The organism is Anaerobacillus sp. QJM3NY_32, from assembly GCF_056173645.1.
Genome location: NZ_CM149684.1, coordinates 2,282,390 through 2,297,491, shown reverse-complemented (window position 1 = coordinate 2,297,491; position 15,102 = coordinate 2,282,390). Strand labels below are relative to the sequence as shown.

The window sequence follows — 15,102 nt, the reverse complement described above, 5'->3', positions numbered from 1 at the left end:
TTTTTTATGAGGTAAGAAGAAAAATTAATGTCACCTGCGCACCAATTGTTAACTGCCCAGGTTGTATTTGCGTACTTTGCATTTCGCTAAACATGCGAGGTGATGGCGCTGCAGAACCGGTTTCAATGATTCGGTGTGGTGTATGTGGTAGAGAGATGTGGAGAGACTGAGCGATTGTTTGAGCTTTTTGATTGGCTTTTTCCATAGCGGCACTTAACGCTTTTTGATAGTAAATATCTGGGTCTTTTATTTCGAAACGAATATCTGAGACGACATTAGCGCCAGAATCTACCGCAACGTCAATGACTGCTCCTGCTTTCTTCACTGGCTCAACTGTAACTGTCAGTAAGTGTGTAACTTTGTATCCGAGAAAGATTTTAGTGTTGTCTTCATACCGGACGTTTTCTTCGATCCTGTAATCAGACGTTTGAATGCTTTCTGTCGGTATTCCGATTGATCGCAAAGACGATACAATCGCAGCGATTAATTCTGCGTTTTCTTCTTGAGCTTCCGTAACCTGCTTAGAAGTTGTGGTAGCACCTGTAATGATAGTGGCGATATTAGGAGTAGCACTCACTTCACCCGTTCCAAATACTGTTATTGTATTGTCGCATTGACACTCACTATTTATACTTACATTCGATTTTGTCATTTTTCACACTTCTTTCTATTATTCTAAACAAATCATTGCGATTAAGAGGACAGAAAGCTTCTCTTTTGTTAAAATTTTAGTAGTCGTTTCGATACTAAGGAGGAATGCATGTTGCCAGAAAAAATCATGTTAGAAAAGTATGCAGAACTTGCTCTTAAACGTGGAGTTAATTTACAAAATGATCAAATGCTAGTTGTAAACGCTTCTATTGAAGGAGCTGATTTCGCACGAATCGTCGTAAAAAAAGCCTACGAAATAGGCGCTAGGACTGTACATATCAATTGGAGCGATGATGATCTTGACCGTTTATGGTATGAAAACGCAGCCCAGGATGTGCTTGAAAACGTACCAGAATGGCGTGTGAAAATGTTTGATCATTTCGCAAGTGAAGGGGCAGCGATACTATCAATCCGCTCTACAAACCCTGATCTACTAAAAGGAATTGAATCTTCTCGTATCTCAGCCTCGAATAAAGCGAGCGGAGAAGCGATGAAGAACTTCCGTAAATATACGATGAATGACAAAATTACGTGGTCAATTGTAGCTATTCCAAATGATGAATGGGCGAAAAAAATCTTCCCTGATTCATCAGAGGAACAAGCTGTTGAAAAGCTCTGGGAGCAAATCTTTAAAATTACTCGTGTTGATCAAGAAAATCCAGTAGCAGCCTGGAATGAACATAATGCCACTCTTGCAAAAGCAAGAAAAGTATTGAATGACAGACATTATAAAAAGCTCCTCTATAAGGCTCCAGGGACGGATCTTGAAATTGAATTGCCTGAAGGGCATATTTGGAAAGGTGGTTCATCTATTTCTGAGCAGGGCATCGAATTTAATGCCAACATGCCAACAGAAGAAGTGTTTACATTACCGCACAAATATGGTGTGAATGGTACCGTTTCAAGTACAAAGCCACTAAGCTATGGTGGTAACTTAATCAATGATTTCTCACTTACTTTTAAAGAAGGTAAAGTGGTAGAATTCTCTGCAAAAGAAGGATATGAAACCCTTGAGAATTTATTGAACATGGATGAAGGCTCTCGTCGACTCGGTGAAGTCGCCATTGTGCCACATCAATCTCCTATCTCTCAATCAGGACTTATTTTCTTTAATACCCTGTATGATGAGAATGCTTCCTGCCATCTTGCTCTGGGTAAAGCTTATCCAAGCAGCGTAAAAGGTGGAGCTAACATGGACGATGAAGCATTAGATCAAAATGGGGTAAATAACAGCGTAACTCATGTTGATTTTATGATGGGTTCTGGAGAACTGGATATTGATGGTGTGAAGGAAGATGGATCCACAGAAGCGATTTTCCGTGATGGAAATTGGGCAATTGATGTGAACTAACGAAAAAAACGCTCTATCTGGTTTAATCAGATAGAGCGTTTTTTATCTAGTTTAACCTGTTGAAAATTGAAAGTCTTATGAAGATCTTTCTATAATAAAGAAAAACAGTGAGTGGTGATATATGATGGGAACTGTTGAGAAGCTAACTGGCATTCGTTTGAAAAATTACCTTGATTTTCGTAAAGCTCCATTAGATTTCTTATTGAAGACGAGGGAAGTAGCTGATTTTGTAGAATTAGGAGCTTCCTCTTTTGTTGTTCATCAACCAGAGGCGATTAAGCAAATACTAGTTACAAACGCAGCATCTTTTCATAAAGGAAACTCCGCTTCATTACTCAGTCAAACGATCGGAAGAGGCTTGCTTACTTCTGAAGGGCAAACTCATGAACGCCAACGAAGATTGATTATGCCTGCTTTTCATAAAGAGAAAATGGCGCAATATGTAGAAATTATTCTAGGTGAAACAAATCAGTTTATCAAAGAATGGAATGACGGAGATGTTATCTGTATTAGCTCCGAGATGATGAAGTTAACATTACGAATTATTACGAAAACAATGTTTGGACAAGATGTCTCAAAACCAGAAAGTGCTAAGCTAGTTAAAGCAGTAACCCATATTATTGAAAAATCAGCCGGGGATTTATTCTTACCTTTTCCTATTCCATCGTTTATTCCTTCAGAACGTAATAGACGCTACCAAGCTGGGAAAGAGCGATTAAACGAATTGGCTGATCAACTTATTGCCCAGACTCCAAAAGGTGATCATTTATTAGCTCTCCTTCAAGAAACCACGTATTCAGATGGCTCGCAGATTTCAAGAGAAGAAATAAGAAGTCAGATTTTGACGATGTTAATCGCGGGACATGAAACAACAGCCAATGTCATGTCATGGATGTGGTATGAACTCTCTGTACATTCCGAATTAGAAAAACAATTAGTGACTGAATGGCGCTCTATAAACGATCACGACCTTAAGAATCGACCATTAACAGACCAGTTTTTTAAAGAAACTTTAAGACTTTATCCTGCAGCATGGGTATTATTAAGAGAAGCGTTAGAACCTGTTGAGATAATGGGCCATCCGTTCAAATCTGGATCGTCGTTTTTAATCAGTCCTTATATCATGCATCGTAATCCTGCTTTTTTTGAAAACCCCGAGCAGTTCTCTATTGATCGAATGAAAAGAAAACAAGTTCCGTTCACATACATCCCGTTTGGCAGCGGTCCGAGAAGCTGTATTGGTAGTCAGTTTGCAACATATGAGGCTCAACTCATTTTCGCTACAATTGGAGAAAGGTTTCACCTTCAACAGGCTTCGAGCGATCAACGAGTGGAAGCCGAGCCGCTTGTTTCTTTACGAATTAAGAATGGGCTATTAATGAATGTGCATAAACGAAAATATTAGGTGATAAGATGAATGAAATGATTAATGTGTCCGTTCGACCTCTTGTCGAGTATGCGTTTCGAAGGGGAAGTATCGATGCTCGTTTCCGTACAGCCACAACGATGACGGAAGGAACTCGATTGCACCAGATGATTCAGAAGACTTATGGAGAACATGACAAAAAAGAAGTACCGTTTGAAACAAATTTGATTTATGAAGAGATGACTTTTCATATTGAAGGTCGATGTGATGGCTTACTTAAAAACGATGAACAATTTATTATCGATGAGATTAAATCCACGTCACTCCCGCTTACTGAAGTGGATGAGGGGACACACCCAGTTTATTGGGCGCAAGCGAAATGTTATGGATACATGGCTGTTGAGGAATACAACTTAGAGAAAATCACGATTCAGTTAACATATATCCAGTCAGAAACAAATGAGATTATACGATATCAACAGGAAACAACAGCCTCTGAGTTAAATGAGTTTATGAAATGGGTTGTCGAACAGTATGCTCCATTTGCCAGGTGGAAGCAAAAGCATCTAACCATGCGTGATGAGAGCAGCAAAGCACTCACTTTTCCTTTTGATTCCTATCGAGAAGGTCAGCGGAAGTTAGCAGCAAGCGTCTATAAAACAGTTCAAGATGAAGCGACGTTGTTCGCTACGGCGCCCACAGGAATAGGAAAAACGATTAGTACGCTATTTCCAGTTGTTAAAGCAATGGGAGAAGGCTATGGTAATAAAATTTTCTATCTTACAGCCAAAACGATAACGAGAGAAACCGCTCAAGAAGCTTTTGAATTAATGGAAACGAAAGGACTACATGCTTCATCAGTGACCATTACCGCAAGAGATAAAATTTGCTTCAAGGAAAAAACCATTTGCGAGAAAGAGTATTGTGAATATGCCAATGGCTATTACGATCGAATTAATGATGGAATGCTTGATATTTTGCATCATGAGACGCGTATCACTCGAGAGGTTATTGAAAAATATGCTCATAAGCACCGACTATGCCCGTTTGAGCTATCTCTAGATTTGTCTTACATGGCTGATGCGGTTATATGCGATTACAATTACTTATTTGATCCTCGCGTTTCTTTAAAGCGACTTATTGAGGAGCAAAAGAAACAAACGACGGTTCTTATAGATGAGGCGCATAATCTCGTTGATCGGGCGAGAGAAATGTATTCTGCCGAATTAATGAAGTCACCCTTTCTTGAGTTGAAGCGGAATTACAAAAGACAAAATAGCGAAGTATCGAGCGCAGCAGCATCGATAAATAACACGTTTATTACGTACAGAAAATCGACGCAGAATGGTTCGCTAGTTCTATCCGAAATTGATGAAGAGCTTATTGTTCAGCTTGATACGTTTGTGCAAGTGAGTGAAGTCGAGTTGCTTCAGGAAGGAAGCGATGAGCTTCTACTTGAAACGTATTTTTTAGCACAGAACTTTATTCGGATTGCCAAACTTTATGATCAGCGATATATGACGTATGTAGAGGCAGGAAAGTCCGAGGTGAAAATCAAGCTCTTTTGTTTCGATCCTTCACATCTCCTTCAAAAGATGCGGAAAGGGTTTCGATCGAATGTTTTTTTCTCAGCTACTTTTACACCTTTCTCATATTATCAAAACATGCTAGGTTGGAAAGAAGAAGATTACGCTGTGAAAATACCTTCTCCTTTTCCACGTGAACATGCGAATATTTATATTGCTCCTCTTTCGACGAAGTACCGCGATCGTGAGCGCACACTACCAAGACTTGTTACACTTCTTCAAAAAGTGCTTCATGAAAAAACCGGCAATTATTTGTTCTTTTTCCCGTCATATGGCTATATGGAACAAGTTTTTGAGGCATTCACTTCTCCTGACGAAGTGGAAACAGTCATTCAACAGAGCGGGATGACGGAAGAAGAAAGGGAGTCGTTTTTAAAAAAATTCACATCTGATCGAAAAGGTAGCTTAGTTGGGTTTGCTGTTGTAGGTGGCATCTTCTCAGAAGGGATTGACTTAAAAGGGGATCGCCTTACAGGAGTGGTGGTCGTTGGAGTAGGGCTCCCTAATTTTGATACCGAGCGGCAGCTAATGAAATCTTACTTTGATCAAGCTGGAAGAAATGGTTTTGACTACACTTACGTTTACCCAGGCATGAACCGTGTTCAACAAGCAGGCGGTCGACTCATTCGAACAGAAACCGATCGAGGTCTTTTATTGCTAATTGATAGTCGTTATTTAGAAAAACGCTACCAGCAATTAATACCGTATGAGTGGCAACACTTTAAACTAATTCAAGTACCTTAGGTCTTCACTGGCGTTTTGAACTGCTTGCTCACAACTATTCATTTACCAAAACCCCCGCTCTTTAAGTGTGGGGGTTCATTTTCCTGCTCATCATGCCTAAATTGCTTCTTAATAACTCATGTCCCAAAACGTATACTCATACCTTGGAAATCTTACTTGTGAATCTTTTACAATTATGGAACATTACATTTTCGAGTCATTCTATTTATTATGGTTTAGTATTAACTTGGGAAGGAAATGGTGAACAAGGAAATCGAACGTATTAAGGAGATCATCTATGAATTTATTGTTCACAATACTTCTATTTATTTTAGCAGCGATTGCCACCTATTTCGTTGCTACTCGACTTGCTATGTATGGCGATGCCATTAGCGAGAAAACAAAAGCGTCATCAGCGTTTATGGGGATTATTATTGGTGCTGCTATATCATTGCCAGAATTAACATCAAGCGTGACGGCAATTGCTATTGATAGTCCAGATCTTGCTATCGGGAATTTGCTTGGGAGTAATTTATTTAATCTATTAGCCCTCGCCGTTCTTGATATGGTCTACCGTCGCGAACAGATTATGGGACAAACAGATATAGGAAGTAAGCTCTACATCTATCTTGTCATTGTGATGACGTTAATCGTTGTAGCTGGATTATCATTAACGCTACCAGCGAGCATTTATCATATAGGATATAGTTCGATCATTCTTGTTCTTGTGTATTTTGCTGGTGTGAAATGGATTAACAAATTAACAGAAGAAAAAGTGAAACGGAGAAGTCGAAAGAATGAAAAATACGGTGAGTTTTCATACCAAAAAGTTCTAACGATGTTCATCTTATCCGCTGTCGGTATTATGATTGTCGGAACGGTATTAACATTAACTGCCGATCGAATTGCGGAAAGCACAGGATTAGGAGCTTCGTTTGTTGGATCCTTTCTTGTAGGAGCGAGTACTTCTTTGCCTGATGCTGTAAGTGTTGCAACAGCGTTGAAACTTAAGAATTACAGTATGGGAATAACCTCACTTCTAGGAAGTAACGCCTTTAATATCATGCTGCTTTCGTTTACAGATGCTATTTATCTTAAGACAAACTTATTTAGGCATGCTAGCATGTCTAATATTGTGACAACCGTATCATCAATTGTGGTGGTGCTCGTCATTTTATATAGTATTACAAGAAAACAAAAACGTAGCACGCTTTTTTATATGGTGCCATCCACTTTAATTGTCTTGATCTATTTTGTCGCTACGTATTTCGTCTATCAGATGAAGTAAGTTGCAGAGAGTTAATACTCTCTGCAACTTTTTTTCTTATCTAGAATACTCGATGTGACAGAGATGGTAACGCTACCGAAAAATAGTCCGAAAATAATTGCAAGTTTTAAGTTAAATATACCGTGGAATCCCCTGTGATAGATTAATTTATGGAGGTACGATCAATGTCAAAAGGGAAAAGTATTCACGCGTTAATTATTTTATTATTTACCCAGTTCGTTTCTGGAGGGGTGACGAATACAAAGGGGATTGTACTTGATAAAGTTGAAACGGATATTGGACTTGATATGAGTCAATTCGGATTAGTTGTCTTGATATTCCAACTAGGATTTACGCTCGCGAGTTTGATTTTCGGTTATTTAACAGATAAAAAAGGGTTAAGAATAATGGTGGTCTTTGCAACGATTGTCATGGGACTCGGTTTTGCAGGTACCGGATTTGCGCCAAACATTACATTCTTCTTAGGTTTCTATATGTTAATTGGGTTCGGGCTTGGAGCGCTTGGTGTTGCTTCCAATGCGATTGTACCGGCTGCATATCCAGAGAAGCAGAATCAAATGTTCAATTTAGCGATGGGGATCTATGGACTTGGGATGATCGTCTTTCCACAAATCCTTAACTACATGTTCCAATTTGCATCATGGCGATATTTCTATCTTGCTATTGCCATCTTAAATATTCTCGTTATTTTTTATGTCACATCGGTTAAATTCCCTGATGGAAAAGCAGAAAAAATCAATTTAAAAGCATTTATACCAATGTTAAAAGATGCACAAATGATTTTCTTAATGTTCTTCTTAATTTTCGAAGTATCTGCAGAAGTTTCGTTTACTAATTTCTTCCCGCCTTACTTAAAATCTCTTGAATTAGGAGGCATATCTACCGAGGCAAAATCGGATATGGTCGCAACGATTCTATCACTCTTCTCAGTATTCTTTATGATTGGGCGCTTAGGAGTGGCTTATCTTGCGAATAAAATCAACGAACGATTGATTATGATTTCTTTCTCATTAGGATCAGTCATTATCGTAGCGGTCAGCTTCTTCTTTGCGAACCAGGTACCTTATTTATTTGCTGGAGCAGGACTTTTCTTCTCTACATTGTTTCCAACCGCTACGGCATTTGGAACGACTATTTCAAAAAATCCCGGTACTGCACTAGGTTTAATCTATGTAGCATCTGGTATTGGTGGTGGTATCGCAGGATACATCATTGGAATTGTTTCAGAAGCTTTCGGAGAGAAAGGTGGATTTGGTCTCGTCATTGTTTTCCTTGCACTAATGTTTATCGTTTCTCTATTCTTAAATTCAAGTAATACAAAGCAAACTGCAAGTGAATAATACTCACACGTAAAAAAAGGCCGCCGGTAGTTATACCGGCGGTAAATTTATATTCATCTATTGGGAATAGAGGAATGCAGTGTTAAGCTACTTGCGCTCGCTTTGCTGTTTTCGTAACAGCACTGTAGATGCGCGGTGAGATGAGAGCAGCTACAATTGATAAAATCACATCTTTCGGTAGTGGAGCAACCATCCACATCCATGCCATTCCATAAGTAAATCCTTCAGGCGCTTCAGCCCAAAACTTGTATGCGTAGTACATATAGTTTGTTCCTAGAACATAATTCAAAATAAATCCAGTAAAGCTTGCGATCATGAATGTTCTCATAGTTGGTTTAGATTTTGATTCTACGATTTTCCCTGCAACATAAGCAACTAAAATGTAAGATAGAATAAATCCAAATGTTGGTTTAAATAAGACGGCAGGACCACCAGTAAACTGCGCAAAAACTGGCGCACCGGCAAGACCAACGAATGCGTAAACAGTCAATGAAATAGCGCCAAGTCGACTGCCGAGTAAAAGGCCAGCTAAAATAGCGAAAAAAGTTTGGAGTGTAATGGGCACGCCACCGACAACAAGGAATTGAGCAATATTTGCTCCAACGGCCATTAATGCTGCGAACATACCTGCGTAAACTAAATCAATTGTTTTCATTTTCCTCATGACTGATCCTCACTTTCGTTATCACTATAATGAATCGTAAAAGAAAAATCAAATTGTGTCAACATAAATTTATATTTAGTTAACATTAATGTTAGCAAGTGAATAAATTTAATTGGTTTTAATGGGATTTAGTATTTAAATAGTTTATATACATTTAAACGACACCCTTTATTTATATAAAGTTAACATATTTTTGTTTGTGGAAACGAAAACTTCAGTCAAGATCTCTCCAAGTGCGGTCAATGAATTGTTATTTTAACGAAATGTTTTTTGCGGAGGAATGAAGACGATTATGAGAAAACGCACTACTCAACAAAAAATCTATGGTAAACTAAGAGCGAAAGTATGTTGAAAGGAGCCTCTGTATGAACTTGTTAAGAGGAACTCTCCTGTCTATTTTATTGCTATGTTTCGTACTTGCCGTTAGCACTGCTTTCGCAAATGGACAGGATGAACAGCTTAAAAATGTAACAGGTGAGGTTCAAAAAAAGATGATCCGCTATGAAGAACCAAAACTTACGAATGAGACGGCTCAAAAAGATGAAAGTAATGTTGAAAATGAAGCAGATGTAACAAGTGAAAATGCAGAAGAGGCGACAAATACGCCAGTTGAAAAACCTTATTATTATCTTATTGTTAACGAAACTCCTTATTTAGCCGATAAATCTGATTGGGAGTCGGTTGAAGAAGGTCATATCGTTACGCTTGGTTATGAAGAAGGTAACGTGCATGTCGTGAAAACAATTGATGAAGAATAGACAATAAGGTACAATACGGTTCGATGTTTTTTTCTCTCCTGCCACTGTGCAGGATTTTTTAATACGGAAATAATCGTCGTTCTCATAGTGGGAAAACTTGAAGGAACAAAGAAAGTCTTTTGCTAATAAAAGCTTAGAGGAATCATTCCTTTTCTATTGAGACGCATTCAGTAAGAAGCTGTAAACCACTGCCTGGCTATTAAAATGACTGCGATGTGGCAATGCTTTAAAAAAAGGATAGGGTATAAGAAAATATAGAAACACCCGTTCTCGTATGGTAGGCTAGTCTATACAGCAAGTTGAAAGGGGAAAAACATGGTAACAAAACAAAAGCAAGAGTATAGTGACGATTCAATCCAGGTTCTTGAAGGCCTTGAAGCGGTTAGAAAGCGTCCAGGTATGTATATAGGAAGCACGGACTCAAGAGGTTTGCATCATCTAGTTTATGAAATCGTTGATAATTCAGTTGATGAAGCTCTTGCAGGACATGGGAATGAAATCAACGTTACTTTATATGAAGATAATAGTGTCAGTATAGAAGATAACGGTCGAGGTATGCCAGTTGGAATGCACAAACTTGGCAAACCAACACCAGAAATTATACTTACGATTCTCCACGCTGGTGGTAAATTTGGACAGGGTGGTTATAAAACGAGCGGTGGACTACACGGTGTAGGCGCATCTGTAGTAAATGCTCTCTCTGAATGGCTTGAAGTGACCATTCATCGCGATGGATTCATCTTCAAACAACGTTTCGAAAATGGGGGTAAGCCGGCAACAACTCTCGAAAATATTGGGAAAACGCGCAAAACGGGAACGACGATTCATTTTAAGCCGGATACATCGATGTTTAGCACGCTAAACTATAACTACGATACCCTTAGTGAACGTTTACGTGAAGCTGCATTTCTGCTTAAAGGACTAAAGATTGAACTGAATGATAAGCGTCATGACCGTAAAGAAGTCTTCTATTATGAAACCGGTATCGAGGCATTTATCAACTATCTAAACGAAGACAAAGAGACGCTTCATCCAGTTGTCACCTTTACCGGTGAGAGCAATGGTATTGAACTAGATTTCTCTTTCCAATACAATGATGGATTTTCAGAGAATGTTCTCTCATTCGTAAACAACGTCCGAACGAAAGACGGTGGAACGCACGAATCTGGAATGAAAACAGCCATTACGCGCGTGATCAATGATTATGCTAAGAAAGTGAACCTCCTTAAAGAAAAGGATAAGAATCTTGAGGGGAACGATATTCGCGAAGGATTTACGGCCATTGTTTCTGTTCGTATTCCTGAAGAATTGCTGCAGTTCGAGGGGCAAACGAAAAGCAAGCTAGGGACAAGTGAAGCACGTTCAGCGATTGATGCGATCGTATCCGGTCAGATTTCTTATTTCTTAGAAGAGAATCCGTCCATTAGTGAAATGCTAATAAAAAAATCAATTAAAGCCGCTCAAGCTCGGGAAGCTGCAAGAAGAGCACGAGAAGATGCACGATCTGGTAAGAAGGGTAAACGCAAGGAAACCATTCTAAGCGGAAAACTGACTCCAGCTACTTCGCGTAATCCCAAAAAGAATGAGCTATACTTGGTTGAGGGAGATTCAGCTGGAGGCTCAGCTAAACAAGGACGCGATCGTCGTACGCAAGCTATCCTTCCGCTACGAGGGAAAGTTATCAACACGGAGAAAGCGAAGTTGCAGGATATTTTTAAGAACGAAGAAATCAATACGATTATTCATGCTATTGGAGCGGGAGTCGGACCTGATTTTACTATAGAAGATTCAAATTACGATAAAGTAATTATCATGACGGATGCCGACACCGACGGCGCTCATATTCAGGTGCTTCTATTAACTTTCTTCTACCGCTATATGAAGCAGTTAGTTGAACATGGAAAGGTATTCCTTGCTCTTCCACCGCTATATAAAATTAGTAAGGGTAAAGGCAAGAAGGAAGTTGTGGAATACGCCTGGGATGAAGATGGCATGAAAGAGGCTATGAAAAAGGTTGGTAAAGGCTATACGATTCAACGCTATAAGGGTCTAGGTGAAATGAACGCCGATCAATTATGGGAAACAACGATGAATCCTGAGAGCCGCACATTGATTCGCGTAAAGATTGAAGACATTGCTCGTGCAGAACGACGCGTCTCCGTTCTTATGGGAGATAAAGTCGAACCGCGAAGACAGTGGATTGAATCCAATGTGGCATTCGGATTAAATGAAGAAACAAATATCATCGAGAATGAGAACATTTCCATTATTGAAGAGGAGGCGTAACATTGGCTAACGCAGAAAAATTCTTAGATCTCCCACTGGAAGATGTCCTTGGAGACGCTTTTGGTCGCTATAGTAAATACATTATTCAGGACCGTGCCCTGCCCGATGCAAGGGACGGTCTGAAGCCTGTGCAACGTCGTATTCTTTATGCGATGCACCATGAAGGTAACACAGCAGAGAAAGCATTTCGAAAATCGGCTAAAACGGTCGGTAACGTTATTGGTAACTACCATCCACACGGAGATACGTCCGTGTATGATGCAATGGTCAGAATGACGCAGGATTGGAAAGTAAGGAACATCCTTGTTGAGATGCATGGTAATAACGGTAGTGTCGATGGAGATCCACCCGCTGCGATGCGTTATACAGAAGCTCGCCTTGCAGCAATTTCATCAGAACTTCTACGAGATATTGATAAAGATACAGTTGAGTTTGCTCCAAACTTTGACGATACACAAAATGAGCCTATTGTTTTACCAGCACGTTTTCCTAACTTGCTCGTTAACGGCTCAACGGGTATTTCAGCGGGTTATGCAACGGACATTCCTCCTCATAACCTTGGAGAAGTTATCGATGCTGCCGTTATGCAAATGGAGAATCCTGACGTAACACTTCAAGAGTTAATGGGCGTTATTAAAGGACCTGACTTCCCAACTGGTGGCATTGCCCAGGGAACAGAAGGCATTCGTAAAGCATTTGAAACGGGCAAAGGAAAATTCATTTTACGAGGCAAAGCAGAGATTGAAGAAGTTCGCGGAGGACGTCAACAAATTGTTGTGACGGAAATTCCATATGAAATCAATAAAGCGAACCTTGTGAAGAAAATTGATGAACTAAGAGTAGATCGAAAAATTGAAGGGATCTCAGAGGTCCGTGATGAAACGGATCGTACAGGTCTTCGATTCGTTATTGAGTTGAAAAAAGAAGCAGATGCTAACGGTATATTGAAATATTTATACAAAGCAACTGACCTTCAAATTACGTATAACTATAATATGGTGGCCATTTACAACAAAACACCGAAGCAAATGGGATTAAAACAAATTCTAAAGGCTTATATTGAACATCAGAAGGAAGTTGTTATTCGTCGCTCAGAATATGACTTAAAACGTGCGAAAGACCGTCAGCACGTTGTAGAAGGCCTCATTCGTGCCATTTCTATTCTGGATGAAGTGATTGCGACGATTCGTTCATCAAAGGATAAGCGTGATGCTAAAAACAATTTAATGGTTCAATACGAATTTACAGACGCTCAGGCCGAAGCGATTGTAAACTTACAGCTATATCGCTTAACAAACACGGATATCACAACGCTTCAAAAGGAATCTGAGGAGCTTAGCCAGCTTATTAACAAGCTTGAAACGATTCTTGGAAGTGAGAAAAGACTTGTCAATCTTATCAAAAAAGAATTATTAGAAATCCGTAAGAAATATGCAGATGGTCGTATGACTGTGATCGAAGATGAAATTGAAGATATCAAAGTTAATCTTGAAGTCATGGTTCCATCTGAAGACGTGATTGTAACGGTGACAGAAGATGGCTATGTTAAGAGGACGAGCCCTCGTTCTTACGCGGCATCGAATGGAAAAGACTTCGGAATGAAAGAAACGGATACGCTGCTACGGCAATTTGATAGCAATACGACTCACACGATTTTGCTATTTACGAATAAAGGAAGCTATCTTTACTTGCCTGTCCATGAGCTACCAGAAATCAGGTGGAAAGATTTAGGACAGCACGTTGCAAACATTGTTTCCATTGAATCTGACGAACGAATTATTGAAGCTATGGAAGTCAAAGAGTTTAAAGATGATCAATTCCTCGTCTTTGTGACCAAGCAAGGGATGATTAAGAAAACAGAGCTTTCTCAATACAAAGCTCAGCGTTATTCAAAGCCTCTCATGGCTCTTAAGTTAAAAAAAGAAGATGAATTGATTGATATATACCGGACAAACGGAAGTAAAGAAGTCTTTCTAGCTACACACTTCGGCTACGGACTTCGGTTTAAAGAAGAAGAGATAAGTCTTGTCGGGCAGCGGGCAAGCGGAGTGAAGGGCATTAATTTAAAAGAAGATGATTACGTTGTGAGCGGAATTATTTATGAACCAACAGCTAAGCATGACATTTTCCTTGTCACTCATAGAGGGGCAGTCAAGAAAATGCAGTTAAGTGAATTTGAGATTACCACAAGGGCCAAGCGTGGTGTCGTGATGCTAAGAGAATTAAAATCAAATCCTCATCGTGTCGTTGGTGTGGCCGCGACAACTAAACAAGACTTGATTATCGTTCGAACGAAAAAAGGTGAGCCGGTAGAAGTCGATCCATCTACGTACAGACCTAATGATCGCTATAGTAATGGTTCTTTCGTTGTAGATATAAGTGAAACTGGCGATGCCATCGAAATCAAAAAAATCGACAAACCCGAATAACCAATCAAAAGATCCGCTTCAGAGCGGGTCTTTTTTTAGTATTTGTGGTGATCGATTTGTGTTATACTTAATGATATGCGAACATATGATTGCACCCCCTCTAAAATGGCACTTTCCAACAATACGAACAAGAAAACACAGATGAAGGAGGAATAAAATGGAGGGGAAAACACACGCCATTGGTGGTATATGCCTTGGCGTAGCCGCTCAAAGCTACTACATAACAGATAAATTAGATGCACCAGAACTGATCGTCTTTTACGGAGCGTGTCTTTTTGGTTCACTTCTTCCGGACATATGTCATCCGGGATCATGGACGGGACGCAGGGCCAGGACATTATCCAAAGGGATAAGCAGGTTTTTTGGTCATCGTACCATCACTCACAGTATTCTTTTTATCATTCTAATCTACTGGTTGATGTCAACATTCAGCTTTCAATTCGACCACTTGATTCAAATTGGACTTCTAGTTGGCATCGTTAGTCATATTGTGCTGGATGCCATGACAGTAAGAGGTATTCAATTGTTTTACCCCATCCCTCTTCGCGTACGATTTCCGCTTTATTTGAAAACGGCATCGAAGGGCGAAGGTGTCGTATCAAGTAGTTTGATCATCCTAACGCTTTTTCTAGTATACAAACAAATGATGTAAGCCATGTT

The 15,102-nt window shown here is 39.6% G+C and carries 11 protein-coding genes; 9 read left to right on the top strand and 2 right to left on the bottom strand.

The annotated features are described in order from the left end of the window. Window positions 1-4: 4 nt before the first annotated feature. Complete coding sequence (locus AC0VYH_RS12080) at window positions 5-652, bottom strand: SIMPL domain-containing protein (RefSeq protein WP_475367610.1); 648 nt, start codon at window positions 650-652, stop codon at window positions 5-7. Window positions 653-778: 126 nt separating this feature from the next. Here AC0VYH_RS12080 and AC0VYH_RS12075 point away from each other — a divergent pair, with 126 nt between their 5' ends. The 5 genes from AC0VYH_RS12075 to AC0VYH_RS12055 all read left to right on the top strand — a co-directional run bounded on the left by AC0VYH_RS12075 (window position 779) and on the right by AC0VYH_RS12055 (window position 8,305). Beyond that, window positions 779-2,002, top strand: coding sequence for an aminopeptidase (locus AC0VYH_RS12075; RefSeq protein WP_475373789.1), 1,224 nt, complete (start codon window positions 779-781; stop codon window positions 2,000-2,002). A gap of 124 nt (window positions 2,003-2,126) precedes the next feature. After that, window positions 2,127-3,407, top strand: a complete 1,281-nt coding sequence (locus AC0VYH_RS12070; RefSeq protein WP_475372574.1) for a cytochrome P450 — start codon at window positions 2,127-2,129, stop codon at window positions 3,405-3,407. Window positions 3,408-3,415: 8 nt separating this feature from the next. Beyond that, a complete protein-coding gene (locus AC0VYH_RS12065; RefSeq protein WP_475372573.1) occupies window positions 3,416-5,698 on the top strand; it encodes an ATP-dependent DNA helicase in 2,283 nt (760 codons plus the stop codon). 277 nt (window positions 5,699-5,975) lie between these two features. Beyond that, window positions 5,976-6,965 (top strand): sodium:calcium antiporter, encoded by a 990-nt coding sequence (locus tag AC0VYH_RS12060; protein ID WP_194221775.1) that lies wholly within the window; start codon window positions 5,976-5,978, stop codon window positions 6,963-6,965. 164 nt (window positions 6,966-7,129) lie between these two features. Then, window positions 7,130-8,305, top strand: a complete 1,176-nt coding sequence (locus tag AC0VYH_RS12055; RefSeq protein ID WP_475372572.1) for an MFS transporter — start codon at window positions 7,130-7,132, stop codon at window positions 8,303-8,305. Window positions 8,306-8,387: 82 nt separating this feature from the next. Here AC0VYH_RS12055 and AC0VYH_RS12050 read toward each other — a convergent pair whose 3' ends face one another. Continuing rightward, window positions 8,388-8,969, bottom strand: coding sequence for a biotin transporter BioY (locus AC0VYH_RS12050; RefSeq protein WP_475365274.1), 582 nt, complete (start codon window positions 8,967-8,969; stop codon window positions 8,388-8,390). A gap of 365 nt (window positions 8,970-9,334) precedes the next feature. Between AC0VYH_RS12050 and AC0VYH_RS12045 the strand changes: the two genes are divergently transcribed. The 4 genes from AC0VYH_RS12045 (at window position 9,335) to AC0VYH_RS12030 (ending at window position 15,094) form a co-directional block, all read left to right on the top strand. Beyond that, on the top strand, window positions 9,335-9,727 hold the full coding sequence (locus AC0VYH_RS12045; RefSeq protein ID WP_283154182.1) for a hypothetical protein: 393 nt from the start codon (window positions 9,335-9,337) through the stop codon (window positions 9,725-9,727). Window positions 9,728-10,042: 315 nt separating this feature from the next. Then, a complete protein-coding gene (gene parE, locus AC0VYH_RS12040) occupies window positions 10,043-12,013 on the top strand; it encodes a DNA topoisomerase IV subunit B (protein WP_194221771.1) in 1,971 nt (656 codons plus the stop codon). 2 nt (window positions 12,014-12,015) lie between these two features. After that, window positions 12,016-14,442, top strand: coding sequence for a DNA topoisomerase IV subunit A (gene parC / locus AC0VYH_RS12035; protein ID WP_475365273.1), 2,427 nt, complete (start codon window positions 12,016-12,018; stop codon window positions 14,440-14,442). A 157-nt stretch (window positions 14,443-14,599) separates the two neighbouring features. Further along, entirely contained in the window at window positions 14,600-15,094 is a 495-nt protein-coding gene (locus tag AC0VYH_RS12030; protein WP_194221769.1) for a metal-dependent hydrolase, read from the top strand. Window positions 15,095-15,102 lie beyond the last annotated feature (8 nt).

Bases quoted from the DNA above. Each gene is read 5' to 3' on its own strand.
- AC0VYH_RS12075 (WP_475373789.1), top strand. From the start codon at position 779: ATGTTAGAAAAGTATGCAGAACTTGCTCTTAAACGTGGAGTTAATTTA.
- AC0VYH_RS12030 (WP_194221769.1), top strand. From the start codon at position 14,600: ATGGAGGGGAAAACACACGCCATTGGTGGTATATGCCTTGGCGTAGCC.
- AC0VYH_RS12050 (WP_475365274.1), bottom strand. From the start codon at position 8,969: ATGAGGAAAATGAAAACAATTGATTTAGTTTACGCAGGTATGTTCGCA.
- AC0VYH_RS12060 (WP_194221775.1), top strand. From the start codon at position 5,976: ATGAATTTATTGTTCACAATACTTCTATTTATTTTAGCAGCGATTGCC.
- parE (WP_194221771.1), top strand. From the start codon at position 10,043: ATGGTAACAAAACAAAAGCAAGAGTATAGTGACGATTCAATCCAGGTT.
- AC0VYH_RS12070 (WP_475372574.1), top strand. From the start codon at position 2,127: ATGGGAACTGTTGAGAAGCTAACTGGCATTCGTTTGAAAAATTACCTT.
- AC0VYH_RS12045 (WP_283154182.1), top strand. From the start codon at position 9,335: ATGAACTTGTTAAGAGGAACTCTCCTGTCTATTTTATTGCTATGTTTC.
- AC0VYH_RS12080 (WP_475367610.1), bottom strand. From the start codon at position 652: ATGACAAAATCGAATGTAAGTATAAATAGTGAGTGTCAATGCGACAAT.
- AC0VYH_RS12065 (WP_475372573.1), top strand. From the start codon at position 3,416: ATGAATGAAATGATTAATGTGTCCGTTCGACCTCTTGTCGAGTATGCG.
- AC0VYH_RS12055 (WP_475372572.1), top strand. From the start codon at position 7,130: ATGTCAAAAGGGAAAAGTATTCACGCGTTAATTATTTTATTATTTACC.